27 protein-coding genes and 1 pseudogene are annotated in these 26333 nt (G+C 63.8%); 20 read left to right on the top strand and 8 right to left on the bottom strand.

Translation table 11 applies throughout. The annotated features are described in order from the left end of the window. A pseudogene (locus tag DQ230_RS09945) lies at positions 1-141 on the top strand (IS3 family transposase); the annotation flags it as partial. A 182-nt stretch (positions 142-323) separates the two neighbouring features. On the opposite strand, the gene DQ230_RS09940 reads toward DQ230_RS09945, so the two are convergent. Next, positions 324-920, bottom strand: a complete 597-nt coding sequence (locus tag DQ230_RS09940) for an SDR family oxidoreductase (RefSeq protein ID WP_113912439.1) — start codon at positions 918-920, stop codon at positions 324-326. Positions 921-1167: 247 nt separating this feature from the next. On the opposite strand from DQ230_RS09940, the gene DQ230_RS09935 reads away from it, so the two are divergent. Beyond that, a complete protein-coding gene (locus DQ230_RS09935; RefSeq protein ID WP_113912438.1) occupies positions 1168-2841 on the top strand; it encodes a Na/Pi cotransporter family protein in 1674 nt (557 codons plus the stop codon). A 12-nt stretch (positions 2842-2853) separates the two neighbouring features. Here the strand turns inward: DQ230_RS09935 and DQ230_RS09930 are convergent, their stop codons facing one another. Further along, on the bottom strand, positions 2854-4071 hold the full coding sequence (locus DQ230_RS09930) for an NAD(P)/FAD-dependent oxidoreductase (RefSeq protein WP_113912437.1): 1218 nt from the start codon (positions 4069-4071) through the stop codon (positions 2854-2856). A gap of 233 nt (positions 4072-4304) precedes the next feature. Between DQ230_RS09930 and DQ230_RS09925 the strand changes: the two genes are divergently transcribed. The 13 genes from DQ230_RS09925 to speB all read left to right on the top strand — a co-directional run bounded on the left by DQ230_RS09925 (position 4305) and on the right by speB (position 13760). After that, positions 4305-4484 (top strand): hypothetical protein, encoded by a 180-nt coding sequence (locus tag DQ230_RS09925; RefSeq protein WP_113912436.1) that lies wholly within the window; start codon positions 4305-4307, stop codon positions 4482-4484. Next, on the top strand, positions 4481-4648 hold the full coding sequence (gene hemP, locus DQ230_RS09920; protein WP_113912435.1) for a hemin uptake protein HemP: 168 nt from the start codon (positions 4481-4483) through the stop codon (positions 4646-4648). Before DQ230_RS09925 ends, hemP begins: the two co-directional genes overlap by 4 nt. Next, a complete protein-coding gene (locus DQ230_RS09915) occupies positions 4645-5115 on the top strand; it encodes a hypothetical protein (RefSeq protein ID WP_113912434.1) in 471 nt (156 codons plus the stop codon). The genes hemP and DQ230_RS09915 overlap by 4 nt, the downstream gene beginning before the upstream one ends. Before the next feature lie 15 nt (positions 5116-5130). After that, complete coding sequence (locus DQ230_RS09910) at positions 5131-6393, top strand: imelysin family protein (protein ID WP_113912433.1); 1263 nt, start codon at positions 5131-5133, stop codon at positions 6391-6393. A gap of 44 nt (positions 6394-6437) precedes the next feature. Then, positions 6438-7457 carry a hypothetical protein gene (locus DQ230_RS09905; RefSeq protein WP_113912432.1) on the top strand — a complete coding sequence of 340 codons (1020 nt, stop codon included), beginning with the start codon at positions 6438-6440 and terminating at the stop codon, positions 7455-7457. A gap of 27 nt (positions 7458-7484) precedes the next feature. Next, on the top strand, positions 7485-7751 hold the full coding sequence (locus DQ230_RS09900; protein WP_113912431.1) for a (2Fe-2S)-binding protein: 267 nt from the start codon (positions 7485-7487) through the stop codon (positions 7749-7751). Next, positions 7726-8211, top strand: a complete 486-nt coding sequence (gene bfr, locus DQ230_RS09895) for a bacterioferritin (protein ID WP_113912430.1) — start codon at positions 7726-7728, stop codon at positions 8209-8211. Before DQ230_RS09900 ends, bfr begins: the two co-directional genes overlap by 26 nt. Positions 8212-8233: 22 nt before the next feature. Then, positions 8234-9709: a di-heme oxidoreductase family protein gene (locus DQ230_RS09890; protein WP_238987485.1), complete on the top strand. Its 1476-nt coding sequence runs from the start codon at positions 8234-8236 to the stop codon at positions 9707-9709. Between the two features lie 3 nt (positions 9710-9712). Next, a complete protein-coding gene (locus DQ230_RS09885; RefSeq protein WP_113912428.1) occupies positions 9713-10726 on the top strand; it encodes an imelysin family protein in 1014 nt (337 codons plus the stop codon). A gap of 4 nt (positions 10727-10730) precedes the next feature. Then, positions 10731-11798 carry a DUF1513 domain-containing protein gene (locus DQ230_RS09880; protein WP_113912427.1) on the top strand — a complete coding sequence of 356 codons (1068 nt, stop codon included), beginning with the start codon at positions 10731-10733 and terminating at the stop codon, positions 11796-11798. A gap of 72 nt (positions 11799-11870) precedes the next feature. Continuing rightward, a complete protein-coding gene (locus tag DQ230_RS09875) occupies positions 11871-12428 on the top strand; it encodes a cytochrome c oxidase subunit 3 (protein ID WP_113912426.1) in 558 nt (185 codons plus the stop codon). Continuing rightward, entirely contained in the window at positions 12425-12700 is a 276-nt protein-coding gene (locus DQ230_RS09870; protein ID WP_113912425.1) for a nitric oxide reductase F protein, read from the top strand. Before DQ230_RS09875 ends, DQ230_RS09870 begins: the two co-directional genes overlap by 4 nt. Before the next feature lie 85 nt (positions 12701-12785). Beyond that, entirely contained in the window at positions 12786-13760 is a 975-nt protein-coding gene (speB, locus tag DQ230_RS09865) for an agmatinase (protein WP_113912424.1), read from the top strand. A gap of 42 nt (positions 13761-13802) precedes the next feature. Here speB and DQ230_RS09860 read toward each other — a convergent pair whose 3' ends face one another. Continuing rightward, a complete protein-coding gene (locus tag DQ230_RS09860) occupies positions 13803-14222 on the bottom strand; it encodes a universal stress protein (protein ID WP_113912423.1) in 420 nt (139 codons plus the stop codon). A gap of 234 nt (positions 14223-14456) precedes the next feature. Here DQ230_RS09860 and DQ230_RS09855 point away from each other — a divergent pair, with 234 nt between their 5' ends. After that, complete coding sequence (locus DQ230_RS09855; protein ID WP_113912422.1) at positions 14457-14888, top strand: hypothetical protein; 432 nt, start codon at positions 14457-14459, stop codon at positions 14886-14888. 45 nt (positions 14889-14933) lie between these two features. Here DQ230_RS09855 and DQ230_RS09850 read toward each other — a convergent pair whose 3' ends face one another. The 5 genes from DQ230_RS09850 to DQ230_RS09830 form a co-directional block, all read right to left on the bottom strand. Next, positions 14934-16133: an acetate/propionate family kinase gene (locus DQ230_RS09850; protein ID WP_113912421.1), complete on the bottom strand. Its 1200-nt coding sequence runs from the start codon at positions 16131-16133 to the stop codon at positions 14934-14936. Beyond that, a complete protein-coding gene (locus DQ230_RS09845) occupies positions 16123-17091 on the bottom strand; it encodes a bifunctional enoyl-CoA hydratase/phosphate acetyltransferase (protein WP_113912420.1) in 969 nt (322 codons plus the stop codon). Before DQ230_RS09845 ends, DQ230_RS09850 begins: the two co-directional genes overlap by 11 nt. Before the next feature lie 26 nt (positions 17092-17117). Continuing rightward, complete coding sequence (locus tag DQ230_RS09840; protein ID WP_113912419.1) at positions 17118-19001, bottom strand: PHA/PHB synthase family protein; 1884 nt, start codon at positions 18999-19001, stop codon at positions 17118-17120. Between the two features lie 4 nt (positions 19002-19005). Further along, positions 19006-20556 carry a bifunctional aminoglycoside phosphotransferase/ATP-binding protein gene (locus DQ230_RS09835; protein ID WP_113912418.1) on the bottom strand — a complete coding sequence of 517 codons (1551 nt, stop codon included), beginning with the start codon at positions 20554-20556 and terminating at the stop codon, positions 19006-19008. A 123-nt stretch (positions 20557-20679) separates the two neighbouring features. Next, positions 20680-21444, bottom strand: a complete 765-nt coding sequence (locus DQ230_RS09830) for a DeoR/GlpR family DNA-binding transcription regulator (RefSeq protein WP_113912417.1) — start codon at positions 21442-21444, stop codon at positions 20680-20682. 241 nt (positions 21445-21685) lie between these two features. On the opposite strand from DQ230_RS09830, the gene glpD reads away from it, so the two are divergent. Genes glpD through DQ230_RS09810 form a run of 4 tightly spaced genes read left to right on the top strand, consistent with a single transcriptional unit; the run spans position 21686 to position 26332 of the window. Then, on the top strand, positions 21686-23299 hold the full coding sequence (gene glpD / locus DQ230_RS09825; RefSeq protein WP_113912416.1) for a glycerol-3-phosphate dehydrogenase: 1614 nt from the start codon (positions 21686-21688) through the stop codon (positions 23297-23299). Next, positions 23296-24378 carry an ABC transporter ATP-binding protein gene (locus DQ230_RS09820; RefSeq protein ID WP_113912415.1) on the top strand — a complete coding sequence of 361 codons (1083 nt, stop codon included), beginning with the start codon at positions 23296-23298 and terminating at the stop codon, positions 24376-24378. Before glpD ends, DQ230_RS09820 begins: the two co-directional genes overlap by 4 nt. Further along, positions 24378-25463 carry an ABC transporter ATP-binding protein gene (locus DQ230_RS09815; protein WP_113912414.1) on the top strand — a complete coding sequence of 362 codons (1086 nt, stop codon included), beginning with the start codon at positions 24378-24380 and terminating at the stop codon, positions 25461-25463. Before DQ230_RS09820 ends, DQ230_RS09815 begins: the two co-directional genes overlap by 1 nt. After that, positions 25460-26332, top strand: a complete 873-nt coding sequence (locus DQ230_RS09810) for a carbohydrate ABC transporter permease (RefSeq protein ID WP_113912413.1) — start codon at positions 25460-25462, stop codon at positions 26330-26332. Before DQ230_RS09815 ends, DQ230_RS09810 begins: the two co-directional genes overlap by 4 nt. The last annotated feature ends 1 nt before the right edge of the window (position 26333 follow it).

The following is a 26333-nucleotide window of genomic DNA, read 5'->3' as shown; positions in this document are numbered from 1 at the left end:
GATGCCGTCGAATGGGAAACCCTCAAATGGGTCGATTGGTTCAACAACCGCCGCCTGCTTGAACCTATCGGATACATCACACCATCGGAAGCTGAGGAGGCGTTCTATGCAAACATGAACACACTCGATAAAGTCGCTTGAGAAGAACTTAACAGTCTCCGGTAAAACCGGGGCGGTTCAAGGCGGAACATGGTCTCAAGTCCGCTGTCGTTCAATCTGAGTGCTTCGGGACGTGGGATATAGTGCTTTTGCTGACCGCGCGTGTCCGCTTTCAACGGGCCCGGATCTGAAATACGACAGATCCGGCACCCTCGCTGACTGAATCATGCTGACTGCATGAGCCGCGTCTGACCGGCCCAGTCCGCGCTGTCCACGGCGTCCGCCAATGCGGCGGCGACATCGCCGCGTGCGGCCTTGGCCTGAACGTCGACGTCGTCACCGAACAGGATATTGCCGCTTGCGTCCTCATCCGTCAGGGCGACGGGGCGCAGGATGGCGTAGGTCATGCCCGATGATTTCAGGTATTCGTCCGCATCATGTTTCGCTTGCAGATAATGCTCCATATCGCCGCCCTGCTGGGGATTGTCGGCCCCGACCGAGCTGAGCATGACGAACCGGGAAGCACCGGATTTGGCCGCAATGTCGACCAGACGTTTTGCGCCGTCACGGTCCACCTTGTTCGTCAGTTCGCGGCTGGTATCACCGCCTGATCCGGCGGCGAAGATGACCGCATCGCAGCCATCGCAGACGTCCGGCTGAAGATCGGTCAAATCGCCCAGCCGGGTTTTCGCGCCGCCGGGAAGAACGCTGGTATCCGAGCTTTCGCGCACCAGTGCGATGGGGGTATGGCCTTTGGCCGAAAGCGCTCTCATCAGGCGGCGGCCGGTTTTGCCGGTGGCACCGGCGACTAGGATTTGCATGTCAATCTCCTGTTAAATGATATCGTGCCATGCCGCGATCCGGCTTGCCCGGTCGCGCAGTATGCTGCGCAGTCAACGGCGCCGGGGCCGGGCTGTTCCATTTAAATTATCGCGGGGCAGCTGTTCGGGGGGATCCCCACCTAGAATAAGGCCGGGAAAACGTGCATGTAGAGGCTCTGTGGCGCGGTTTGATGCGCCGGCGCCGAAAGTTATTTCAACCAAAAGCAGAGCGAGGCACGGCGAGCCGATGGCGATCCTGAGCTTTTTCATTAACCTTACCGGCGCGATCATGCTGCTGCTGTTCGCGGTGCGGATGGTGCGCACCGGGATCGAGCGCAGCTTTGGCGCGTCGTTTCAGCGCTGGCTGACCGACACAAACAGCCTGATCGGGTCGGGTGCCACCGGCGTGATGCTGGCGCTGATCCTGCAAAGCTCGGCTGCGGTGGCGCTGTTGACTGCGGGATTTGCATCGGCGGGGTATCTGGCGTTTCCGGCAGGGCTGGCGGTGGTGCTGGGGGGCGATCTGGGATCGGCGTTGATTATTCAGGTGCTGTCGTTCCGGCTGGACTGGCTGATTCCGCTGCTGTTGACGGTTGGCGGTTTTCTGTTCGTGAAAACCGAAGGGCGCCGCTGGCGGCAGACGGGGCGCATCCTGATGGGGGTCGCCTTTATCCTGATATCATTGCAGCTTTTGCGCGACACGATGGAGCCGATACAGGACAGCTCGTTTCTGCCTGCGGTGGCCGGATACCTTGCGCGCGATTTTCTAACCGCGTTTCTGGTTGGGGCGGCGCTGGCCTTTGTCATGCATTCCAGCGTGGCGGCGATCCTGATGTGCGTCACGTTGGTACATATCGGTGCGATCCCGTTTGCGGCGGGTCTGTCGCTGGTGCTGGGCGCAAATCTGGGCAGTGCGGGCATTCCGGTCTACCTGACGCGCGGCATGGATGCCGAGGGGCGGCGTATTCCGATCGCCAACATGGCGCTGCGCGGCACCTGGGCATTGGCCGCCCTGCTGATGGTTAACCTTGGGTTTGACCCGTCACATCTGCTGGTCGTGTCGCCGGGCCAATCGTTGATTTATGCGCATGTCGCGTTCAACCTGTCGTTGCTGATCGTCGCATTGCCGCTATGCCGCCCGCTGGGCCGAGTGATGTCCGCGCTGATGCCGGGGGGCGAGCTGGCCACGCCCGAGCGGTATGACGAAATAAGCGTGCTGGACCACGACGCGCTGGCGTCGCCGCAAATGGCCATTGCCAGCCTCAAGCGCGAATTGCTGCGCATGATGGGGCTGGTTGAGCGGATGTTCGAGCCTGTTCAGCCGCTCTATCAATCGGGTGACAAGGCCAGCATGCGCGCGGTCAAATTGCAGGACAGTGCGGTGAACGCGGCGCTGCTGGAAATCCGCCGTTTCGTGGCGGCCATCCCCATGGATACCTACACGGATGCCGAGGCAAAGACGGTGCGCAGCCTGATGGAATACGCCATCCGGCTGGAGGCGGCGGGCGATCTGGTGGCGGGGCAGTTCCTGCGCACGGCGGCCGAAAAGAACGACCAGCAGGTCACGCTGTCGCCCGAGGGCTGGTCCGAGCTGGTGCATATGTTCGAGGCGGTGCGCGCCAATTTCCGGCTGGCGGGCAACGTGCTGATCTCTGACGATCTGGAAAGCGCGCGCCTTCTGGTGATGGAGAAAACCGAGATCAAGCAGAAGGAGCGGCGCAGTCGCAAGCGCCACCTTCAACGCCTGTCCGACGGGCGCACCGATAGTTTCGCGTCCAGCGATGTGCATCTGGAAACGCTGCGCGCGCTGCGCGATCTCAACGGGCATATCTCGGCGGTGGCCTATCCGATCCTCTACCGCAACGGCCAGCTGCTGGAGACGCGGCTGATCCGTAACATGCAGGGCGAGGCCGAGGATTGACGGCGCGGCCGCTCAGATAATTGCCGTTTCAATGTAAGGCTCGCCCGCCGCGATCCGGTCAAAGTGGAACGGCGTCAGATCCAGCGTGCGATAGCTGCCATGCACCAGCCATTCGGCGGTGCCGCGCCCCATGGCGGGCGCCTGTTGCAGGCCGTGGCCGGAAAAACCATTCAGGAACAAGAAATTCGTCAGTTCGGGGTGCGGGCCGGTGATGGCGTTATGGTCCAGCGTGTTCATGGCGTAATGCCCCGCCCATTCGCGCAGCACCTTGATCGCCTCGAATTGCGGGATGCGGGTGGCGATCGCGGGCCAGACATGGTCCTGCCAGATGCTGTGATCCATCTCGAAATCATCGGGATCAACGGCGGGGTCGATATGGCTGTGTGCGCCGGCCATATAGGTATCCTTGCTGTCCTGGCGCACATGCACGCCCGACGGGTCTACCGTCAGCGGCAATTCGCGGTCCAGTGGCTGCGCGGCGGAAAACGTCCACGTATAGCGCTTGCGCGGCTCGACCGGCAGCTGAATCCCGGCCATCGCCGCCGTGCGCGCCGCGCGCGGGCCGGACGCGTTGACCAGCTGCCCGCAGGCGATTCGCGTGCCTGAGCCCAGCGTGACGCTGTCCACCTTGCCGCCCGCGTGGTTGATTGCCACGACTTCGCCGGCCAAGAACTCCACACCGCGTTCGCGGGCGGAGCGGCGCCACCAGTCGAAGACGGCCATATAATCCCAGTAGCCTTCGTCCTTGGTGTTGATGCTGCCCAGCTTGATGTCGTCCAGCGCGTAGAACGGGTATTCGGCGGCGATCTGATCCGGCGTCAGCAGCCGGGTTTCGGCGCCTTCGGCGATCTGCACCTTATGACTGGCGCGCAGGGCATCGGCGCCTGCGTCCGTATCGGCCAGATACATATAGCCGTAATTCTGGATCTTCAGATGCGGCACGCGCGCGTCCCCGCCCATATATTGGCGCAGGTTCTGGATGAAATCAGCGCCGAACTGGGAAATACGCACATTCAGCGCGCTGCTGAACTGCTGGCGGATGCAGGAATTCGTATGCCCGGTCGAACATTTCTCGTAGGTGGGATCGCGGTCGATCACCAGAATGCGCCCGTCAAAATCGGCCTGCTCGGTCAGGAACCACGCGGTTGCCGCGCCCATCATGGCGCCGCCGATGATGACGACGTCATAGCTGTCATATGCCGGGGTCGAAACATAGCTGTTGGGGGGCATCGCGGCGGCTCCTTAAGTTCGTGTGACGCGCTGACCATTGCCACGGGCGCCGCAAAACGCAAGCTCTGTGCGCGGGGCCGGTCGAAGGGATATTCGGAAAAATCTGTACCTGACTGAAAAAGTCGGATTGACATGACTAACCAATTCACTCAGGAATAGAGGTTCAGTAGCCACCCTGTTGCAGTAAATTTGCAGATGGGGAAGCCGACGGATGTTCACAGACAGGACGCGCCATGCGGTTCTTTCCCATTGTTCAAACACTGCGCGGGCCAGCCGCCCAGCCCACCTCTGACGTGCCTTGCGCCCGCCCTGCGGAAACAGCGCAATGCTGGCAGGATGCCTGCGGGTTCGAGGGTGTCAGCCTGGAATGGATGCTGGACCGCACGCGCGCCCCTCAGGAGGCTACGCCATGACCCATCAGCCCAAAGCGATCGAAATTGACCATATTGCCAGCGACGTGCCGACATATGACGCGCAGCAGCTGGTGTTGAATGGCGATCAGGCCCGCATCGTGCTGGATGACAAGATTTACACCCTGCGCATCACCCGCGCGGGCAAACTGATCCTGACGAAATGAGCGCGCCGGTCCATCATCGCGGCGCCGCCACCGTCGGCCAGCTGGCCCATATGGAGGGGCTGGAGGCCGCGTCGGTGCTGTATCTGCGCCTGTGGTGCGACAGCGCGCGCAACCGCCAGTCGGTGCGCGATGATTTCGCCGCCGCGCTTGGCGCGGATCATGGCGGTGCGGCTGCCGATGCGTGGGACGCGCTGATGGAGCTGTGCAGCAACTACTGCCGCCGTCCACTGATGCGCCACGCGGTCACGTGCAAATGCCTTGGCGCGGACGAATCGTGCTTTGCCAACTTCATCTCTGCCGCCGCCTCTGGCGCGCGCGAGGATGCGTTGCTGATGGCGACGCTGATCGTGCGGGCCGATATGGCGCCGGTGTTTACATCGCTGGCCTGCGAATGCGGGCTGGCCCTGAAATGCATGGGGCTGCGCCATACCGCGCGCCGCGCTGCCATGCCCGAAACGCTTCACTAAAGGATCCATCTGCTTATGACACGTCTCTTTCTCAGCACCACGGCGCTTGGCCTGGCCCTGACCTTGCCCGCCTTTGCGGCAACAAAATCCGAGGTGCTGGCCACCTACGCGGATATCGCCGCCGCCGGGTTCGAGGACAGTGCAACCGCCGCCCGCACCCTGAAAGAGGCTGTCACAGCCCTGACCGAAAATCCGTCGGCTGACACCCTGCACGCCGCGCGCGCCGCATGGATTGCCGCGCGCGTGCCGTATCAGCAGACCGAGGTCTACCGTTTCGGCAACCCCATCGTTGACGATTGGGAGGGGCGCGTGAACGCATGGCCGCTGGACGAGGGGCTGATTGATTACGTCGATGCCACCTATGGCGGCGCGTCCGACGAAAACGACCTGAAGGCGCTGAACGTCATCGCCAACCCGAAATTCACCCTGTCGGGCAAGGAAATTGACGCCAGCGATATCACGCCCGAACTGCTGTCAGACGTCCTGCACGAGGCCGACGGGGTCGAGGCGAACGTCGCCACCGGCTATCACGCCATCGAGTTTCTGCTGTGGGGGCAGGATCTGAACGGCACCGGGCCGGGCGCAGGTAGCCGTCCCTGGACCGATTACGCGGCAGGCGATGACTGCACCAATGCCAACTGCGACCGCCGCGCCGATTACCTGACCGCCGCCACCGATCTACTGATTTCCGATCTGGACTGGATGGCCGCCCAATGGGCGACAGACGGCGACGCCCGCGCCGCTGTCACCGGGGACGAGACGGCGGGCATTTCCGCAATCCTGACCGGCATGGGCAGCCTCAGCTATGGCGAGCAGGCGGGCGAGCGGATGCGGCTGGGCCTGATGCTGAACGACCCCGAGGAAGAGCATGATTGCTTCTCCGACAACACGCATAACAGCCATTACTATGACGGGCTGGGCATCCAGAACGTCTATCTTGGCGACTACGCGCGTATTGACGGCAGCATCGTGTCCGGCCCGTCACTGGCCGATCTGGTGAACGATACCGATGCGGCGCTGGATGCCGAAATGCAGGCCAAATTGTCGGCCACCATGCGCGCCCTTGGCCAGATCAAGACGGTCGCCGAGGCTGGCACAGCCTACGACCAGATGCTGGCGCGCGGCAACGCGGCGGGCGAGGCGCTGGTAATGGGCGGCGTCAACGGCCTGATCGATCAGACCCGCACGATCGAGCGGATCGTAACAGCGCTGGGCGCCGATGCGATTGCCTTTGAAGGCTCTGACAGTCTGGATGATCCGGGCGCGGTGTTCCAGTAAACGACGCCGTAACAGGTGGAAATCTCTAGATAACAAGGCCGAAAATGAAGAAAATCACCCCCATCGCAGGCGCGCTTGCGCTACTGACGGCCGCGCCTGCGCTGGCCTTTGAATACGGACCGTTTACGGCTGACTTCTCGGTTGAGATCGAAAATGACAGCGTGGTCGATTCGAATAATTCAGCGAACGAGATCAGCGACACCTACGCCACGATCGAGGCCGCGATCACCATGGCGCTGGGCGCGTCAACGTCGCTGAACCTTGGCCTGACATTCGAGCCGATCACAGATGCCCTTCGCGATCGCGCATTCGAGGATCACGGGCTCTACGCCGAGGAGTTTTTCCTTAACCATGATTTCGGCCCGGCCGAGGTGATACTGGGCAAATTCAACCCCGCGTTCGGCGTTGCCTGGGATGAGGCGCCCGGCATCTTTGGCGCCGATTTTGCCGAGGATTACCAGCTGACCGAACAGATCGGCGGCGCTGTTCTGATCCCGTTTGACATCGGCGCGTCGCAAAACGCGGTATCGTTTGCATTGTTCAATGCGGACCGGTCAATTCTCAGCAAATCGCTGGGGCGCCAGCGTGGGTCGAGCAGCCTGCCTGCCGGGGGTGTCGGCAATACCAGCGGGCCGGAAAGCTTTGCCATCGCGGTCAACGGCGCGCTGGGCGACACGACCTACAACCTGGGCGTGCAGTCGCTGGCCCGCGGGGCAGGCGATACGCATGACCAGCGCGGCGCGGTTCTGGGCGTGGCGCATACCTATGATCTGGGCCGCCCCGTCGCGCTGCTGGCGGAAATGGCGTATTTCACCGATTTCGGCGGCACGTCGACGGCTGCCAAATACGGCACCGTCGGTCTGGCCGCGCCATTTGGTCCCGTCACCGTTTCCGGGGTGTATTCCAGCCGCAAGGTGGACGGCGCCCGCATGGATCACTTGGCGACACTGACCGGCGAAATGGAGTTGGCGACAAATCTGTTTGGCTCGCTTGGCTATCGCTATGGCCGCGAAGGCCCGGACAAGACGCACACCATCGGCACGGTCATCGCCTACGAATTCTGATCCCGCGCCAGTCAAAAGGGGAACATCATGATTGTCTGTCACTGCCAGAATATCACCGACAAGGACATTGATGCCGCAATCAACTGGATGAGGGCCGCCGACGGCACCGCCCTCATCACCCCCGGCAAGGTTTACCGCGCGCTTGGGAAATCGGCCGATTGCGGGGGGTGCATGCCTCTATTCCTTTCAACCATGCGCAAGAATGATAACATGGAAGTCCCCATGACACTCCGCGGCCTTCGCGCCGGGATAACACAGGAAACCCAAGATGAACGGCGACAAGAAAGCTATTGAATACCTCAACACCGCCCTGCGCGCAGAATTGACGGCCGTCAGCCAGTATTGGCTGCATTACCGCCTGCAAGAGGATTGGGGCCTGGGCCACATGGCCCGCAAAAGCCGCGAGGAAAGCATCGAAGAGATGAACCACGCGGACAAGCTGATCGCGCGCATCCTGTTCCTTGGCGGTCATCCAAACCTGCAAAAGCTTGACCCACTGCGCATCGGCCAGACGCCCAAGGAAACGCTGGAATGCGATCTGGCGGCGGAACATGAGGCGCGCACGCTTTATGCCGAGGCGCGCAAATACTGCGAAGAGGTGGGCGACTATGTGTCGAAAAACCTGTTCGAAGAGTTGATGGCCGACGAAGAGGGGCATATCGACTTTCTCGAAACGCAGCTCGATCTGGTCGAGAAACTGGGCGAAGAGAAGTATGCACAGCTTAACGCATCGAAAATGGATGAGGCGGAATAGCCTTTGCGCCGCTGCGCTGGTCATGGCGGCGCCGGCCCTGGCCGGCCCGCTGGACGAGCCGCATCTGGACATCGTCCCGCGCACGAGCGAGGAGGCGGGCAGGGTGGCGAAGGTCACGCAGCCTGCTTCTGACTTTACCGCGCCCGAACAGTTCGAGGAGCGCCCCGCCGGCGCCGCAACGGTGCGTGTGCGCGACACCGCCGACGCGTTTTCCGACCCGTCCGGCAACATCACCTTCGAGGACGAGCTGAAATTCAAGGTCGGCAATGGCCTGTTTCGCAAGATCTGGGTGTCGTCGCCATCCTCCACGCTGGCCTCTGACGGGCTGGGGCCGCTGTTCAACGCGCGGTCCTGCCAGCGCTGCCATATCAAGGACGGGCGCGGCCACCCGCCCGAAGGGCCAGGCGACAACGCCGTGTCGATGTTCCTGCGCATCTCCATCCCGGATGAGGCGGCGGCGCTGAACGAAATCGAGGAATATCTGGGCACCGCCCCCGATCCGACCTACGGCACGCAGTTGCAGGATCACGCGCTGCCCGGCATCCCCGCCGAATACCGGATGCACATCGCGTATGAGGAGATCCCGGTCGAACTCTCCGGCGGCGAGGTGGCCAGCCTGCGCCGCCCGACCTATACCGCCGCCGATCTGGGCTATGGCCCGCTGCACCCGGATGCGATGCTCAGCCCGCGCATCGCGCCGCAGATGATCGGCCTCGGCCTGCTGGAGGCGATCCCGGCCGCCGATATCCTGGCCTACGCCGATCCCGATGATCTGGACGGCGACGGCATATCGGGCCGCGCCAATATCGTCTGGTCGGTCGAATATGACATGCCGATGCTGGGCCGGTTCGGCCTGAAGGCCGGCAGCCCCACCGTGCGCGAGCAAAGCGCCGGCGCATTCGCGGGCGATATCGGCATATCCAACCCGCTCTTTGCCGATCCGTTCGGCGAATGCACCACCATTCAGGACGCCTGCCAGACCGCCCCGCATGGCGACGGCGACGACCGCGAATTTGAATTCGATGCCGAAGGGCTGGATCTGGTCACGTTCTACAGCCGCAATCTGGGCGTGCCCGCCCGGCGCGATCCGGGCGCGCCCGAGGTGCTGCGCGGCAAGCAGGTGTTTCACGACACCGGCTGCGCCTCCTGCCACCGGCCCAAATTCGTCACCCACCGGCTGGATGGCCAGCCCGAGCAGAGCTTTCAGCTGATCTGGCCGCATACCGATATGCTGCTGCACGACATGGGCGAGGGGCTGGCCGATAACCGCCCCGAGGCGCGGGCAAACGGGCGCGAATGGCGCACCCCGCCGCTGTGGGGGATCGGCCTGACCGAACGTGTCAGCGGCCACACCTATTTTCTGCATGACGGTCGCGCGCGGTCCCTGCTGGAGGCGGTGCTGTGGCATGGCGGCGAGGCGCAGACAGCGCGCGACACCGTCGCCGCGATGCCGCCCGAGGATCGCGCCGCGCTGATTACCTATCTGGAAAGCCTGTAACATATGCGTTTTACCGCCCTCTGCCTTGCCCTGTGTCTGCCCGTCGCCGCTGTGGCCCAATCCGCCAGCGACATCGTGCAGGACGCTGTGCGCGACCATATCCTGCCGCGCTACACGGCGCTGGCCGCCAGCGGCGACGCGCTGGAGGATGCGGCCCGCGCGGATTGCACCGCCACGAACCCGGCCCTGCGCGAAGCGTATCAGGCGGCGTTCGATGCCTGGGTGTCGGCCAGCCACCTGCGCTTTGGCCCCAGCGAGACGGGCGACCGTGCCTTTGCGCTGGCGTTCTGGCCCGACACACGCGGGTTGACCCCGCGCAGCCTGCGGGGGCTGATCGCGGACGCCGATCCGGGTGTGGACAGCGCCAGCGCCTTCGCCGACGTGTCCATCGCCGCACGCGGGTTCTACGCGCTGGAGTTGATGCTGTATGACGCCGATATGCAGGCGCTGGGCGATTCCGCCTATCGCTGCCGACTGGTGCAGGTCATGGCCGCAGACATCGCCGCACTCAGCCACGCCATTCTGTCAGATTGGCAGGATGGCTACGCCGCCGCGCTGCAAAACCCCGGCCAAGGCAGCCCCTACCGCACCGAAGATGAGGCGGTGCAGGAGCTGTTCAAGGCGCTGACCTATGGCCTGCAATTCACCGCAGACACCCGGCTGGGCCGTCCGCTGGGCAGCTTCGACGCGCCGCACCCGAAACGGGCCGAGGCATGGCGCGCGGGCCGTCCCCTGCGCAATGTGGCGCTGTCACTGGAGGCGCTCGGCGATCTGGCGGCAATTCTGGCGCAGGGCGATCCCGCGCTGGCGGAGGCAGTGCAAGCAGGCTTTGCCAGCGCCGTGCAGGATGCCGCCGCGCTGGATGATCCGCTGTTTGCCGGCGTCGCTGATCCGCAAGGCCGCCTGCGGGTGGAATCGCTGCAACGGGCCATCAACAACGTCCGCGATATCGTGCAGGCCGATCTGGGGCCGCATCTGGGCGTTGCGTCCGGGTTCAACGCGATGGACGGGGACTGACGCGGTGGCCAGCAGACGCGGATTTATCGCGGGGCTTTTGGCCACGGGGCTGGTGCCGGCGGCCACCTGGGCCGATGCGGGTGCGCCTGCATGGCTGTCGGCGGCGGGCCTGCCGGGGGGCGGCTTTGCGCTTTGCGGGATAGGGGCGGATCTGGACCTGCGGTTTCAGATCGCGCTGCCGGGCAGGGGCCACGCCGCCGCTGCGCATCCCAGCCGCCCCGAGGCTGTGGCCTTTGCCCGCCGTCCCGGCACTTTTGCGGTTGTGATCGACTGCGCGGCCGGGCGCGAAACCGCGCGGCTTACGGCGCCGGAGGGGCGGCATTTCTACGGGCATGGGGCGTTTTCGTTGGATGGCCAATGGCTTTATACCACCGAAAACGATTATGAGGCGGCGCGCGGCATTATCGGCGTCTGGGACGCCGCGCATGGCTACGCGCGCGCCGGAGAGTTTCTCAGCGGCGGCACCGGCCCACACGAGATACGGCGCATGCCCGCCAGTGATGTGCTGGTCGTCGCCAATGGCGGGATCGAAACGCACCCCGCATCCGGCCGGACCAAGCTGAACATTCCGGTGATGCAGCCCAATCTGGCCTATATCGAGGATGGCCACGTTACTGAGAGCGCCGCATTGCCCCCCGACATGCACAAGGGGTCGATCCGCCATATCGCCCTGTCCCGCCGGGGCGAGGTCGCCTTTGGCCTGCAATGGCAGGGCGGCGACGCGGGGCCGGCGCTGGCCGGGTTGCACCGTCGCGGCGGGGCGTTGCGCCTGTGTACCGCGCCCGAGGCGGATCTGCACGCGATGCAGGGCTATGTCGGCAGCGTGGCCTTCGCTGCAAACCAGCGCGAGGTTGCGGTGACATCGCCGCGCGGCGGCATTGTGCAACTTTATGACACGGGCACCGCGCAACATCTGTCCAGCCGCGCCATTGCCGATGCCTGCGGCGTGGCGCCCTGCCGGGGCGGTCTGCTGGTGGCATCCGGCACCGGCGATCTGTGGCGGCTGGGGCCAGAGGCGCGGCGCGCCGGGCATCCGGCGCTGATGTGGGATAATCATCTGGTCGCGCTGTGACGCTGCCCCTTGGATCGCGGCGGCGTTCGCGTTACCGAGGATCTGAACTGCCCGCCCGACCGGAGCGATGCCATGACCGCGCCATCCCCGCCCTCCCTGCTGGACGAATTGCCCGGCGATCTGATGATCTGGGTGCTGATCATCAGCGAACTGCTGGTCTTTGGCGCCGGGCTGGCCGCGTTCCTGTCCGTGCGGCTGACCGATCCTTCGGGCTTTGCCGAGGCGCAGTCGCATCTGCACCGCACCGGCGCCGCACTGAATACCATCGTCCTGATCACCAGCGGGTATCTGGCCGCGCTGGCGCTGCGCTTTCGTATGGCAGGCCGGCGGGGCGCGGCGCGGCTGGCGCTGGCCGGCGCGGCTGTATTGGGCGCGGTGTTTCTGGTCATCAAGGGCGCCGAATATGCGGATAAGGCGGCGCAGGGCATCACCTATGACACGCACCCGTTTTTCATGTTCTACTACCTGCTGACCGGGTTTCACGTGGCGCATGTGATCGCGGGAATAGTCGTCATATTGCTGGTGATGTGGCGCGACTCTGTGGATAATATCGAAATGGGCGCAGCATTTTGGCACATGGTCGATCTGATCTGGGTGCTGTTGTTTCCCATCGTGTACCTGCTGGCATGAGCGCGGCGCGCCCCGATACACTGGCGCGCGCCTGGCTGGCGCTGATCGGCTTGAGCGGGCTGAGCGCGGTGGTCGCGGCTGCCATTGGTCACGGCTTTGACGGGCGTGTTGCGGGCGGCATCGTCCTGCTGCTGGCGCTGCTGAAGGCGCGCATCATTCTGTCCGCTTATCTGGGGCTGTCGGCGGCGCCCGCGTGGCGGCGCGGGTTCAATGCCGTGCTGGGCGCCTATATGCTGGTGGCGCTGGGGCTGTACCTGCTGCCAGCGCTCTAGGCATTTTATTGGCGGCGCGGGTGGCAAGCGCCTTGCGCATCCCTGCGCTCTGCTGAAACATGCAGGCGCAAAAAGGGAGTGCGCCATGACAACCAATGACAGCGCGGGCCAGCCCGCCAAGCCCCGTCTGAACCTGCCATTCGTGGGCATTCCCACCTTTGGCAAGCGGCCCTATGTGGCCGACTGGGGCCAGATCGACGCCGATATCGCCGTGCTGGGCGCGCCCTTCGATCTGGGCACGCAATACCGGTCCGGCGCGCGGTTTGGCCCGCGCGCGATCCGCGAGGCATCGACGCTGTTTTCCTTCGGGCTGGGCGGCGCCTATGATCACGAGGATGATTGCACCTACCTGCCCGAAACGGTGCGCATCGTCGATCTGGGCGACGCGGATATGGTGCATACCGATACCGGCACCAGCCATGACAATATCCGCGACGGCGTGCGCGCGATACTGGATGCGGGCGCGCTGCCGGTGGTGCTGGGCGGGGATCATTCGGTGAATATCCCCTGCATCGACGCGTTCGAGGGGCATGGCGACATCCACATCTTCCAGATCGACGCGCATCTGGATTTCGTCGATGTGCGGCATGGGGTGCGGTTTGGCCATGGCAACTGCCTGCGCCGCGCTGCCGAAAAACCCTATGTCACCGGCCAGACGCAGGTGGGCATCCGCAACGTCTCCTCTACCGCGCGCGACGGCTACGAGGCGGCGCGCGAAATGGGGTCTGATATCCTGTCGGTGCGCCAGATGCGCAAACTGGGCGCCGAGGCGGTGATTGACCGCATCCCCAAGGGCGCGCGGGTCTATGTCACGATTGATATTGACGGGTTCTGCCCCTCCATCGCGCCGGGCACCGGCACGCCCAGCCACGGGGGGTTCCTGTATTACGAAGTGCTGGAGATGCTACAGGCGCTGGCGCAGCGGCACGAGGTGGTGGGCATGGATCTGGTCGAGGTGGCGCCCGATTATGACCACACCGGCAACACCGCCACGCTGGCCGCGCAGATCCTGCTGAACTTCATGGGCTTCATTTTTCACGCCCGGTCAGAGCGGGCGTGAGAATGGCGCGGTGTGACATAGCGCACCGCGCTTTTGCATGATCTAGCGGACGACCAGCACCGGGATCGGGCTGTGGCTGACCACTTCGGAGGTCTGGCTGCCCAGCAGCAGGCGGCTGAAGCCGCGCCGCCCGTGCGACGCCATGACGATCAGATCGCAGCCCAGTTTCTGCGCAGTGTCCACAATCGCCTCTGCGGCGGAATCGTTGGACTCCTGACGCGCGGTGATCTCCACGCCATGACGCGCTGCGATTTCCTTGGCCTTGGCCAGCGCCTCCTGGGCGTGTTTGGTCTGTGCGGCGCTCCAGGAATCGAGCGTTGCGGCGCTTTGCAGTGGATAAGGCTGGCTGACGGTAAGAACGGTGACCTTGGCGGCGTTTTCCTTGGCCAGACCGATGCCATGTTCGACCCCTTTGAGGGACAGCTCCGATCCGTCGGTTGAAATCAGGATGTGTTTATACATTTTGTGCCTCTTTCGGGTTATTTGCCTATTCTGACATGCCGCGCGGGGGCGACATTGACTTGGCGCAAACTGCGCGCGACGATTCGCATATAAGCATGGTTTACAGCCATCACGCGGCAGAACCTTGCCGGTGGCCGGGCTGCGATGCCGGTACTTGATGCTGGTTAATGTGGCAGCGCAAAACACAGGCTATCATCGACGCAGGAAAAGGTCTCAATTTAAAAGGATAGCAAGATGTCACGTCATGAAAACACTACAGATGCGCAGGAAAAGGCCCTGAACGCGTCTCAGGTTCTGTTCACGGCAAATCCACTGTTCCTGACACCGCAGAGCAAGCACATGTTTGAAGCGCAAGAGCGGATCTGGGACCAGATCGAAACCTTCTCGACGGCGTGGTTCCGGCGCAGGCAGGATGCAACGCAGGCGCTGATCGATGCGGGTCGCCGCATCGCCGCCGAGGGCGGCAATGACCCGGCGGGCGCGATCAAGGAAGTTTCCGATTTTCAGGCCGGCGCGATGAAGCGCCTGACAGAAGACGCCCAGCAGTGCGCCGAACTGGTCAGAAACTGCGCCGATGCGCTGGTGCGCAATGAAATGGAGGCGTTGCAAGAAACCGCCGCCAACACCAAGCGCGCCGCCCAGACCGCCGACTCCGATCCGGTGTGACGCGATGCGGCGGGGCGCAATCTGCCTGCCCGCCGCATCGTTTGGTCAGGCCCGGCCGCCTTCCAGCGCGGCATAGGCTTGGCGCGCCAGTACCCGTTCTTCGTCGGTGGGTAGCATCAAAACCGGCAGGCGGCTGCCCGGTGTCGTCAGCAGCGGCCCGCCATCGGCATTCGCGCCCGCGTCCAGCTCGGCGCCCAGCCAATCCAGCGTCTCAACCAGACGGGCGCGCAGGGCCGGGATATGTTCGGCCATGCCGCCGGTCAGCACGACGCCATCCACACCGCCCATCGCGGCGGCAAGCGAGCCGAAATTCAGCCGGCAGTGATAGGCAAAGAAATCCACCGCCTCGGCCGCCTCAGACCGGTCGCTGGCCAGCAGGTCGTTCATCTCGCCGCTGATGCCCGACACGCCCAGCAGGCCCGACCGCTCGTACAGCATGTCACGCAGATCCTCGGGGCTATGCCCGCGATCCATGATCAGGTGCAGCACCGCGCCGGGATCCAAGGCGCCGCAACGCACGCCCATCGGCAGCCCGTCCAGCGCGGTCAGGCCCATCGTGGTGGCAACGCTGCGCCCGCCATCCATCGCACACATGCTGACGCCGCGCCCCAGCTGCGCGACGATGATGCGTTTGGGCGCCAGATCGGGGTAGGAGCGCCGCAGTTTGTTGGCGATATAGTCATAAGACAGCCCGTGAAACCCGTAGCGCAGCACGCCATCCTCGGCCAGATCGCGCGGCAGGCCGAACAGCTGCGCAACGCGCGGATTGCTGCGGTGAAACGCGGTGTCAAAGCAGCCGATTTGCGGAATGCCGGGGTATTTCTGCTGCACCTGCCGGATCGGGCGCAGGTTGTGAGGCTGGTGGCTGGGGGCCAGTTGGGCCAGCTTTTGCAGCTGCTCCAGAATGGTGTCATCAATGACGACGGGCGCTGCAAACTGCGCGCCGCCATGCACGATGCGATGCGAGAAGGCGGCAATATCGCCAAGGTCTTGCAGCGCGTCCAGCCGGGCCAGCACATGGGCCAGTGCCTCGGGGTGGGCGGTGCCGGGCGTTTCGGGTGCGCCCAGATCGGTTTCGGTCTGGGTGCTGTCTGTCAGGTTTTTGGCCGATAGCACCATGCCATCGGGCAGGCCGCGCACGTGAAAATTGCGCAGCGGCTCCGGCCCGTCCGCGCCCAGACGGAACACGCCGCAGCGCAGGCTGGACGATCCGGCGTTGAAGGTGACGACCAGCTTATCGTTCATTGATCTTGCCCTCCGCCCGCTTTTTTGCCGCGACAAGGCAGACCAGCGCGGCCGATGCACAGCGTTGTTCCACCGTATCGGCGCGGCTGGTCAGGGCGATGGGCACGACCGCGCCCATGACGATGCCGGCGGTTTCGGCATTGGCCAGATAATCCAGATCCTTGACCAGAATATTGCCCGACACCAGATCCGGCACGATCAGGATATCGGCATATCCCGCCACATCCGATTTGATCCCCTTGATCTGTGCCGCGCGCGGCGAAATCGCCAGATCCATCGCCAGCGGGCCGTCCACATCCGCGCCCTTGATGGTGCCGCGGTCCGACATCTTGCAGATCGCGGCGGCAAAGATGGTCGACTCGATCTTCTCATTGATGTTTTCCGAGGCGGACAGCAGCGCCACCTTGGGTCGCTCGATCCCCAGCGCGTGGGCCAGATCAATGGCGTTGGCGGTGATGTCGCGCAGCGTGCCCAGATCGGGGCGGATGTTGATCGCGGCGTCCGACACGAACAGCAGGCGTTCGTAGCTGGACACATCGACGGCAAAGACATGGCTGATCCGGCGGGCCGTGCGCATCGCCTTTTCCGAGATGACGGCATGCATCAGGATGTTGGTCTTCAGCGCGCCTTTTTTCAGCCCTTCGACCTTGCCGCTGGTCGCCATTTCGACAGCCATCTGCGCGGCCAGTTCCGGCGTGTCGGCCTCGACGATTTCGGTATCGCCCAGATCCAGCCCCTCGTCGGTGGCAACCTGCCGGATCCGGTCCGCCGGCCCGATCAGCACAGCCACGATCAGGCCGCGCTTCTGACTTTCCAGCGCGCCGGTCAGGCTGGGCCCGTCAACGGGAAAGACGACGGCCACCCGGATCGCGCCGATATCGCGCGCCAGTTGTTCCAGGCGGTCCAGACGGTCGGGGCGCCAGCCCGACGGAGTAGTGGCGTGGGCATTGTCATGCATGGGTTTTCGATCCTTTGAAAAGCGTGTCAGCGTTGCAGCACATAACTGCCCGGTGCATCGGGCAAATCGTCGGCGCCCCCGGCCATGAGGGGCGGCTTGCCCGTGCCGCTGGACCGCGCGCGCAGCCAGTCGACCAGCCTGGGCCACCACGACCCGTCCTCCAGCGGTGTTTGCGCGCGCCATCCTTCGGGCGCGATATAGTTGCTGTCCTCCGGCGTGTGCGAGATCTGAAAGCTGCGCCCGGCATGGCCCGGCTCGCTGACGATGCCGGCGTTATGGCCGCCCGAGGTCAGCACGAATGTCACATCCGTATCGGTCAGCAGATGCAGCTTGTAAACAGACTGCCACGGCGCGACATGATCGCCGGTGGTGGACACGGCAAACAGCGGCGCCTTGATATCGGTGATCGCCACGGGCCGGCCATCCACCTTGTACTGGCCCTGCGACAGCTCGTTGTTCAGATACAGGCTGCGCAGGTATTCGCTGTGCATCCGGTAGGGCATGCGCGTGGCGTCCGCGTTCCATGCCATCAAATCGAACATCGGCTGCGGGCGGCCCATCAGATATTCATGCACATAGCGCGACCATATCAGATCGGTCGAGCGCAGCAGCTGGAACGCGCCGGCCATCTGGGTGGTGTCCAGATAGCCCTGATCGCGCATCATGTGTTCCAGATAGGACACCGCGCTTTCGCTGATGAATAGCTGCAATTCGCCCGGCTCCTCGAAATCGACCTGCGTGGCCAGCAGCGACAGGGTTTTCAGCCGGTCATCCCCATCGCGTGCCATCTGCGCCGCCTTGATCGACAAGAGCGTCCCGCCAAGGCAATAGCCGACGCCATGCACCGGCGTATCCGGCACAGCGGCGCCGATGGTATCCAGCGCATCGCCGACGGCGTTCAGGTAATCGTCCATGCCCAGATCACGGTCCTCTGCATCCGGGTTGCGCCATGAGATCATGAAGACGGTGAAGCCCTCGCCGACCAGATAATTGACCAGTGAATTATGCGGCGACAGATCAAGGATATAGTATTTCATGATCCACGCCGGCACGATCAGGATCGGCTCGATCGTCGTGGTTTCGGTCTGCGGGCTGTACTGGATCAGCTCGATCAGATGCGAGCGGTAGACCACCTTGCCCGGCGTCACTGCCACATCGCGGCCCGGCAGGTAGTCTTCGGTGCCGGCCATGGGCGCGCCCGATGCGGTGCGGCGCATATCCTCGATCAGGTTCTGCCAGCCGCGCGTCAGGTTGGCGCCGTCTTCCTTGACCGTCTGGGCAATCACCTCGGGGTTGGTCCACAGCCCGTTGGAGGGCGACAGCATGTCCAGCAACTGCCGGGTGATGAACGACACCACCTGCTGATCGCGGCGCGACAGCCCGTCAATATCGTTGGTGGCATTATACCACCACTGCTGCGTCAGCAGGAAGTTCTGATACATCAGGTTATAGGGCCATTGCTGCCATTCCTGCGCGTCAAAGCGTTTGTCCAGCGGCAAGGGCAGAATGCACGGATCGGCCTTTTTATCGGCGGCATCCATCGCCAGCCGCGACGCCTTGCGCATCGCTTTCTCCATCAGCTCGATCTGTTTGCCGGGGGAGGAGGCCAGATGCATCCACCAGTTGAACACGCTGGAGGCCACGCCAAAGGGCGATACCCCCGATGTCATTTGCGCCATCTGCGCCTTAATCGCGTGGTCCAGCAATTCGGTGCGGCGGCTGGCCGGATCTGCGGGCTGGCAGCGCAGGCCCAGTTCAGGCGGAACAGGCGCGGGCTGCTGTGCGATTTCGGGCGCGGGCGGCGCCGGCGGCGCCTTGGGCGGCAAGACCCCTTCGGGCCGGATGGACGAGACGTTGCTGCCCTGATCCTGCTTTTTCGGCGTGCTGCGGGTTTTCTTTGAATTGGACATTGGATCATCCTTTATCGTCGAGCGGGGCGCGACGTGGCACCCCAAGCGCGCAGAGAGCCTGCGCAAATGTGTCGGCGCGGCTGCCAGTGGCATCTATCCGCAGCCAATTTTTCGGTGCGCCCTGACGGTCGGTCTGGCGGCGCAGCACGGCGGCATCGGCATCGGACGCATCACCCTGCCGCGCGGTGACCCGCGCCTCAAGCGTGGCAGTGTCCGCCGCCAGCCACAGGCCGGTGAAAGGCGCGCTCGGCGCAGGGCTGTCCAGCGCGGCGCGCGCATCCTTGTCCAGCCAGGTGGCGTCCACGATGGCGCCGTGACCGGCCAGCAGCGCCATGCGCGCCTTGCCCAGCATGGTATCGTAAACGCGGGCGCTGACATCTTCAGTATAGGCGCTGGCGGGCAAAGGTGCGAGGGGGGCCGCGCCAAACAGCGCCTTGCGCTCCAGATCGCTGCGCAGATGCACCGCGCCCGGCGCTGCCCCGATATGCGGGGCGATCGCGGCGGCCAGCACCGATTTGCCGGTGCCGGACCGCCCGCCAACCGCAATCAGCCGGGCGGGCGGGGGCGACAGGTAGCCTTGGGCGCGCGCCAGATAATCCCGCGCCGCCTGCACGCCGCCATTCCCGCCCGCGCGTTCGGCCTGCACGGCCACCATGGCGCGGATCGCGGCGCGCAGGCTTTGAAACAGCGGCAGCAGCGACAGGGCCGCGTAATGATCGGCGTCGCCGGCGTGAAACAGATAAGCGTTCAGCACGGCGTTTGCCGCCGCCATCTGGCCGTTATGGGCCAGGTCCATCAGCAGAAACGCCAGATCATACAGCACATCGGACGTGCCGAGCGTTTCGTCAAACTCCAGCGCATCGAACAGCGTCGGCACCCCGTCCTGCATCACGATATTGCCCAGGTGCAGATCGCCGTGGCAGCGCCTGACATGCCCCGCAGCCCCGCGCGCGTTCAACTGCGCGCGCACGCCGCGCCACGCATGATCCGCGGCGCTGCGATAGTGGTCCACCGCATCCGTGCCAAACACATCCGTCATGTCGGCAAAGGCGGTGTTCAACTGGTCCAGCAGCGCGCCGATCAGATCCGCGCCCTGTACCTGCGACCGTACCGGCGCTGCGGCGTGATATTGCGCAATCACCTTGCCCAAGTCCGCCGCGATGTCGGCGTCCAACGCACCGCGCGCGGCAATCTGCACCAATTCGTCAGCCGTATCAAAGCGGCGCATCCGCAGCACCCATTCGGCAGGCGCGCCGGTGCCGCCCATATGCAACTGCCCGCCCGCGTCGCGCGTCACCGCGACCAGATCGCGATAGATTGACGGGGCGGCGGGGCGGTTCAGCTCCAGCTCGCGCAGCAGCATGTCATGGCGTTTTGTTGCGGTCGAAAAATCCAGATAGGCATAGCGCACCGCGCGCTTGATTTTCCACGCGTCGCGCCGCCCCAGCAGCAAAACGGCGCCGTGGGTGCGCACAATCTGCGGCGCGGCCCGATCCGCAACCTCCATCTGGCGCGACAGAAACGCGATCACCTCTGCCTGCGCGTCGTTTGCCATGCCGGATCCCTCTTGCCCCACAGTCCTGCCGCCTCGCGGATGGTGCATCTGCAAGGGGACTTGTGGCGCAGTCTAGAGCATTTTCAAGCCGCGCGAATTGATGTCAGTTAAACCCGGCACGCTTCAAACCCCGGCTAGCGTGATTTGCGTCTGCCATCCCTCACAGCGTGCCTGAAGATCGGCGTGCAGCTTGCGATCGGTAAACACAACGTCGATTTCCGCCAGCGAGGAAATGCGCGCGGGCGCGGTGCGGGTGAATTTGCTGTGATCGGCCAGCAGCATCCGGCGCCGCGACCGGGTCAGAATGGCCTGACTGACGCCAACCTCCTGCACGTCGAAATCCAGAATGTCGCCATCCGCATCAATGGCCGAACAGCCGATGATGCCGATGTCGAACTTGAACTGGCGGATGGAGGCCTTGGTGATGTCCCCGATCAGCCCGCCATCGGACTGGCGCAGGGTGCCGCCCGTAACGATGACTTTGCAATCGTGATTCTGGGCCAGAATATTGGCGACATTCATGTTGTTGGTCACAACCAACAGGTCGCGGTGGTGCATCAGCTCGGCCGCGACAGCCTCGGTGCTGGTGCCGATGTTCAGGAAAATGGCGCTGGAATCGGGGATTTGCGCGGCGCAGGCGCGGGCGATGGCGGCCTTGCCACCTGCATTGATGCGGCGGCGTTCCTCATAGCCGATATTTGTGGTGCCGGACGGCAGCACCGCGCCGCCATGCACCCGCTCCAGCCTGCCCAGATCGGCCAGATCCGACAGATCGCGGCGGATGGTCTGCAAGGTGACGCCGAAATGCGCGGCCAGATGGTCAACCGTGACCTTGCCATCGCGGCGGGCAATCTCAAGGATCTCGGGATAGCGTATGGTCTGCGACATGGGGGGCGTCCGGTCAGATGGCGGGATGTGCGTTAATGTTCGCTTTTTGGTAAGACGTGTTAAAAGTGACGTGCAGGATTGGCGCCGGATAGCCGAATGGCGCCGTAGTTCATGCGCGTTGCTTCGGTAACGCCCCGATTTACCTGCCATTTAAAATCGAACAAAAGCGAAAGTAAATCCTTTTCATTTTGTCACGGTTTGCTAGTCTCAGCCCATTGGCGCGGCATGTGGGAGGGTCCGGGTGGACGGATCAGAGGATATTCGCGATCTGCTGGTGATCGGCGGCGGAATCAACGGCTGCGGCGTGGCGCGCGATGCGGCGGGGCGGGGCCTGTCGGTGACGCTGGCGGAGATGTCCGATCTGGCCTCGGCCACGTCATCATCGTCGACCAAGCTGTTTCACGGCGGTCTGCGCTATCTGGAATATTTCGAATTCCGGCTGGTCCGCGAAAGCCTGATCGAGCGGGAAACCCTGCTGCGCGCGATGCCGCATATCGCATGGCCGATGCGGTTTGTCCTGCCATATCACAAGGATATGCGGTTTGAGAGTGATACGCCCACATCCAAGCTGCTGAGCATATTCATGCCGTGGATGCGCGGGCGCCGCCCTGCATGGCTGATCCGGCTGGGATTGTTCCTGTACGATCATCTGGGAGGGCGCAAGATCCTGCCCGGCACATCCACCGTCGATCTGGCCACTGCGCCCGAGGGCGCGCCGCTGCAGGATCGTTTTGCAAAGGCGTACGAGTATTCCGATTGCTGGGTCGAGGATTCGCGCCTTGTGGTGCTGAATGCCCGCGACGCGGCGGCGCGCGGGGCGCGTATCCTGACGCGGACGCAGGTGATGGAGGCCCGGCAGGAAGGCGGCATCTGGCACGTCACGCTCAAGGATATTGCCACGGACGAGGTTCAGATCGTGCGCGCCCGCATGATCGTCAATGCCGGCGGGCCGTGGGTGGGTGACGTGATCCGCCACGCGATCCATGCGCAGAGCAAGGACAGCGTGCGTCTGGTGCGCGGCAGCCACATCGTCACCAAGCGTTTGTTCGACCACGACAAATGCTATTTCTTCCAGGGCACAGACGGGCGCATCATGTTCGCCATCCCGTATGAGACGGATTTCACCCTGATCGGCACCACCGATCAGGAGCATGACGACCCCGAAACGCCCCCCGTCTGCACCCCGCAGGAGCAGGCCTATATGGTCGAATTCGTCAACGCCTACCTCAAGGATCCGATTTCGACCGATGATATCGTCTGGACCTATTCCGGGGTGCGCCCGCTCTATGATGACGGATCATCGTCGGCGACAGCGGCAACGCGCGATTACACGCTGAAGGTGGACAAATCGGCCGGCGCGCCTGTCATCAACATCTTCGGCGGCAAGATCACCACATACCGGCGGCTGGCCGAGGGGGTCATGGACCTGATCGCGGCCGAGATGGACAACCTGCCCGGCAAATGGACCGCAGGCGTGCCGCTGCCGGGCGGTGATTTCGCCGTGGATGCGGTGGACGCCAAAATTGCTGAGTTGGAGCAGCCTTATCCGTTCCTCAGCCGCCCTTGGGCGCAGCGCCTGATCCGCGCCTATGGCACGCAGGCGGCGCATATTCTGGACGGGGTAGCCACGCGGGATGACATGGGGCAGGATTTTGGTGCTACACTGACCGCGATCGAGGTGGATTGGCTGATGGACCGCGAATATGCCCGCACCGCCGAGGATGTGCTGTGGCGCCGCTCGAAGCTGGGCCTGCGCCTGACAGCAGAGCAGGCGGCGGCGCTGGACAGCTACATGCGCGGGCGGCGGCAGACACGGTTCGGCATCAACAGCCGGGCAGGGGAGGAACGCGCGTGACGCTGAAGCTTGATGACGTATCCCACGTGGTCGGCGGCCAGACCTTTATCCACGGCACCACGCTGACGCTGGAGCCGGGCACGATGAACGTCCTGTTGGGACCGACCCTGTCGGGCAAGACGTCGCTGATGCGCCTGATGGCCGGGCTGGACCAGCCCACGCGCGGGCGCATCCTGTGGAACGGCGATGATGTCACCGGCCAGCGCGTTCAGGATCGCAAGATCGCCATGGTGTACCAGCAGTTCATCAATTACCCGTCGATGAGCGTTTATGACAACATCGCCTCGCCCCTGCGACTGATGGGGGTGGGCAAGGGCGAAATCGACCGCCGCGTGCGCGAAACCGCCGATCTGATGCAGCTGGGCCCGATGCTGGACCGCAAGCCACTGGAGCTGTCCGGTGGTCAGCAGCAGCGCTGCGCGTTGGCCCGCGCTCTGGTGAAAAACGCCGGACTGGTGCTGCTGGACGAGCCGCTGGCAAATCTGGACTACAAACTGCGCGAGGAATTGCGCGCGGAAATTCCCAAGATATTCGAGGCATCCGGCGCCATTTTCGTCTATGCCACCACCGAACCCGAAGAGGCGCTGCTGCTGGGCGGTCATTGCGCCACCCTGTGGGAGGGGCGCGTGACGCAATTCGGCCCCACCGCGAACGTGTACCGCCAGCCTGCCGACGCCACCACCGCGCGGGTGTTCTCGGACCCGCCGATGAATTTCCTGACGCTGGAAAAGCGCGGCGATACGCTGCGCCAGGGGCAGACGGATCTGAAGGCCGGCGCGCTGGGCGCCGGGCTGGCCGATGGCCGCTATATGGCCGGGTTCCGCCCCAACCACCTGAAGCTGGAGCCGTCGGAGGGGGCGATCCGCTTTGACACCGTTCTGAACGTCACCGAAATCACCGGCTCCGAAACCTTCGTGCATCTGGATCACGGCAGCCTGCGCTGGGTCGGCCTGATCCATGGCCTGCGAAATCTGGCGCCGGGTCAGCCGCTGCCGGTCTATCTGGACCCCAGCCGCGTTTACCTCTTTGCCGAAGACGGCGCGCTGGTCGCGTCCGCCCCCTATGCGGAGGCCGCGTAATGGCGAAAATCACGCTTGAGCATCTGGCCCATTCCTATGCGCCGAACCCGACAAGCGAGGCGGATTTCGCCCTGAAAGAGCTGAACCACGACTGGGCCGATGGGGAGGCCTACGCGCTGCTGGGCGCGTCCGGTTGCGGCAAATCTACCTTGCTGAACATCATTTCGGGTCTGCTGATCCCGTCGCAGGGCCGCGTTCTGTTTGACGGGCGCGATGTGACCACCGCGCCAACGGCGGAGCGTAACATCGCGCAGGTGTTCCAGTTTCCCGTGGTCTACGACACCATGTCTGTGCGCGACAATCTGGCCTTTCCATTGAAAAACCGCGGCATGGACACCGCCGAAATCACCCGCCGCGTGCAAAAAGTGGCCGCGATGATCGGCATGGAGGATGACCTGAACCGCAAGGCGCGCGGCCTGACGGCGGACGCGAAGCAAAAAATCAGCCTTGGCCGCGGCATGGTGCGCGAGGATGTCAACGCGCTGCTGTTTGACGAGCCGTTGACCGTGATCGACCCCCACATGAAATGGGAGCTGCGCACCCAGCTGAAAAAGCTGCATCGCGATTTTGGCCATACCATGATCTACGTCACCCATGACCAGACCGAGGCGCTGACTTTTGCCGACAAGGTGGTGGTGATGCATGACGGCCGCGTGGTGCAGATCGGCACGCCGCAGGATCTGTTCGAGCGGCCCGCGCATACGTTTGTCGGCTATTTCATCGGCTCGCCGGGCATGAACCTGTTCGACGCGCAGATCGACGGCAGCACCGCCCGCATTGGCGACACGACCATCGACCTTGGCGCGCAGTATTCAGCGACGGGCCGCACGCAACTGGGCGTGCGCCCCGAATTCATCACGCTGTCGGCGGGCGGCGATGGCATCCCCGCCCGCGTCACCCGGATCGAGGATGTGGGCCGGCACAAGATCGTGCGCCTTGATGTGGCTGGCAATCAGATCAGCATGATCGCCGCCGAGGGCGAGGCGATTCCGGCAGACGCGGATCGCATCAGCTTTGCTCCCGAGGGGATCAACATCTACGCCGATGACTGGCGCGTCGCGCCGCAAGGGGAGGGCGCCGCATGAACAAGACCGTCAACCAAAAGGCGTGGTTCCTGATCCTGCCGGTGCTGATACTGGTCGCGTTTTCGGCGGTGATCCCGTTGATGACGGTGGTGAATTATTCGGTGCAGGACACGTTCGGCAACAATCAGTTTTTCTGGGCGGGCCTCGATTGGTTCCGCGACATGCTGCATTCGGACCGGATGTGGAACGCGCTGGGCCGGCAGTTGATGTTCTCGGGGATAATTCTGGCGATCGAGATTCCGCTAGGCATCTACGTGGCGCTGAACATGCCCAAAAGCGGCTTTTGGTCGTCCTTCTGCCTTGTGCTGATGTCGCTGCCGCTGCTGATCCCGTGGAACGTGGTCGGCACGATCTGGCAGATCTTTGGCCGGGTCGATATCGGCCTGCTGGGGCATACGCTGGCCGCGCTGGGGATCGAATATAACTACACGCAGAACAGCCTTGATGCGTGGATCACTGTTATCGTCATGGATGTCTGGCACTGGACCTCGTTGGTCGCGCTGCTGGCCTTCGCGGGTCTGCGGTCGATCCCGGATGCCTATTATCAGGCCGCCAAGATCGATCAAGCCAGCCGCTGGGCCGTGTTCCGCTATATCGAGCTGCCCAAGATGGCGGGCGTGCTGATGATCGCGATCCTCTTGCGCTTCATGGACAGTTTCATGATCTATACCGAGCCGTTCGTCGTCACCGGCGGCGGGCCGGGCAATGCGACGACGTTCCTTTCGATTGACTTGGTGAAAATGGCGCTGGGGCAGTTCGACCTTGGCCCGGCGGCGGCGTTCAGCCTGATGTATTTCCTCGTCATCCTCGTCATCTCATGGGTGTTCTACACCGTGATGACCACGCTGGACAAACGGGAGGGCAACTGAT

Origin of the sequence: Roseovarius dicentrarchi, assembly GCF_003316635.1 — a bacterium.
Classification (GTDB): domain Bacteria; phylum Pseudomonadota; class Alphaproteobacteria; order Rhodobacterales; family Rhodobacteraceae; genus Roseovarius; species Roseovarius dicentrarchi.
This window is presented reverse-complemented; position numbering and strand designations above follow the sequence as displayed.

Bases quoted from the DNA above. Each gene is read 5' to 3' on its own strand.
- DQ230_RS09940 (WP_113912439.1), bottom strand. From the start codon at position 920: ATGCAAATCCTAGTCGCCGGTGCCACCGGCAAAACCGGCCGCCGCCTG.
- DQ230_RS09935 (WP_113912438.1), top strand. From the start codon at position 1,168: ATGGCGATCCTGAGCTTTTTCATTAACCTTACCGGCGCGATCATGCTG.
- DQ230_RS09930 (WP_113912437.1), bottom strand. From the start codon at position 4,071: ATGCCCCCCAACAGCTATGTTTCGACCCCGGCATATGACAGCTATGAC.
- DQ230_RS09925 (WP_113912436.1), top strand. From the start codon at position 4,305: ATGCGGTTCTTTCCCATTGTTCAAACACTGCGCGGGCCAGCCGCCCAG.
- hemP (WP_113912435.1), top strand. From the start codon at position 4,481: ATGACCCATCAGCCCAAAGCGATCGAAATTGACCATATTGCCAGCGAC.
- DQ230_RS09915 (WP_113912434.1), top strand. From the start codon at position 4,645: ATGAGCGCGCCGGTCCATCATCGCGGCGCCGCCACCGTCGGCCAGCTG.
- DQ230_RS09910 (WP_113912433.1), top strand. From the start codon at position 5,131: ATGACACGTCTCTTTCTCAGCACCACGGCGCTTGGCCTGGCCCTGACC.
- DQ230_RS09905 (WP_113912432.1), top strand. From the start codon at position 6,438: ATGAAGAAAATCACCCCCATCGCAGGCGCGCTTGCGCTACTGACGGCC.
- DQ230_RS09900 (WP_113912431.1), top strand. From the start codon at position 7,485: ATGATTGTCTGTCACTGCCAGAATATCACCGACAAGGACATTGATGCC.
- bfr (WP_113912430.1), top strand. From the start codon at position 7,726: ATGAACGGCGACAAGAAAGCTATTGAATACCTCAACACCGCCCTGCGC.
- DQ230_RS09890 (WP_238987485.1), top strand. From the start codon at position 8,234: ATGGCGGCGCCGGCCCTGGCCGGCCCGCTGGACGAGCCGCATCTGGAC.
- DQ230_RS09885 (WP_113912428.1), top strand. From the start codon at position 9,713: ATGCGTTTTACCGCCCTCTGCCTTGCCCTGTGTCTGCCCGTCGCCGCT.
- DQ230_RS09875 (WP_113912426.1), top strand. From the start codon at position 11,871: ATGACCGCGCCATCCCCGCCCTCCCTGCTGGACGAATTGCCCGGCGAT.
- DQ230_RS09870 (WP_113912425.1), top strand. From the start codon at position 12,425: ATGAGCGCGGCGCGCCCCGATACACTGGCGCGCGCCTGGCTGGCGCTG.
- speB (WP_113912424.1), top strand. From the start codon at position 12,786: ATGACAACCAATGACAGCGCGGGCCAGCCCGCCAAGCCCCGTCTGAAC.
- DQ230_RS09860 (WP_113912423.1), bottom strand. From the start codon at position 14,222: ATGTATAAACACATCCTGATTTCAACCGACGGATCGGAGCTGTCCCTC.
- DQ230_RS09855 (WP_113912422.1), top strand. From the start codon at position 14,457: ATGTCACGTCATGAAAACACTACAGATGCGCAGGAAAAGGCCCTGAAC.
- DQ230_RS09850 (WP_113912421.1), bottom strand. From the start codon at position 16,133: ATGAACGATAAGCTGGTCGTCACCTTCAACGCCGGATCGTCCAGCCTG.
- DQ230_RS09845 (WP_113912420.1), bottom strand. From the start codon at position 17,091: ATGCATGACAATGCCCACGCCACTACTCCGTCGGGCTGGCGCCCCGAC.
- DQ230_RS09840 (WP_113912419.1), bottom strand. From the start codon at position 19,001: ATGTCCAATTCAAAGAAAACCCGCAGCACGCCGAAAAAGCAGGATCAG.
- DQ230_RS09835 (WP_113912418.1), bottom strand. From the start codon at position 20,556: ATGGCAAACGACGCGCAGGCAGAGGTGATCGCGTTTCTGTCGCGCCAG.
- DQ230_RS09830 (WP_113912417.1), bottom strand. From the start codon at position 21,444: ATGTCGCAGACCATACGCTATCCCGAGATCCTTGAGATTGCCCGCCGC.
- DQ230_RS09815 (WP_113912414.1), top strand. From the start codon at position 24,378: ATGGCGAAAATCACGCTTGAGCATCTGGCCCATTCCTATGCGCCGAAC.
- DQ230_RS09810 (WP_113912413.1), top strand. From the start codon at position 25,460: ATGAACAAGACCGTCAACCAAAAGGCGTGGTTCCTGATCCTGCCGGTG.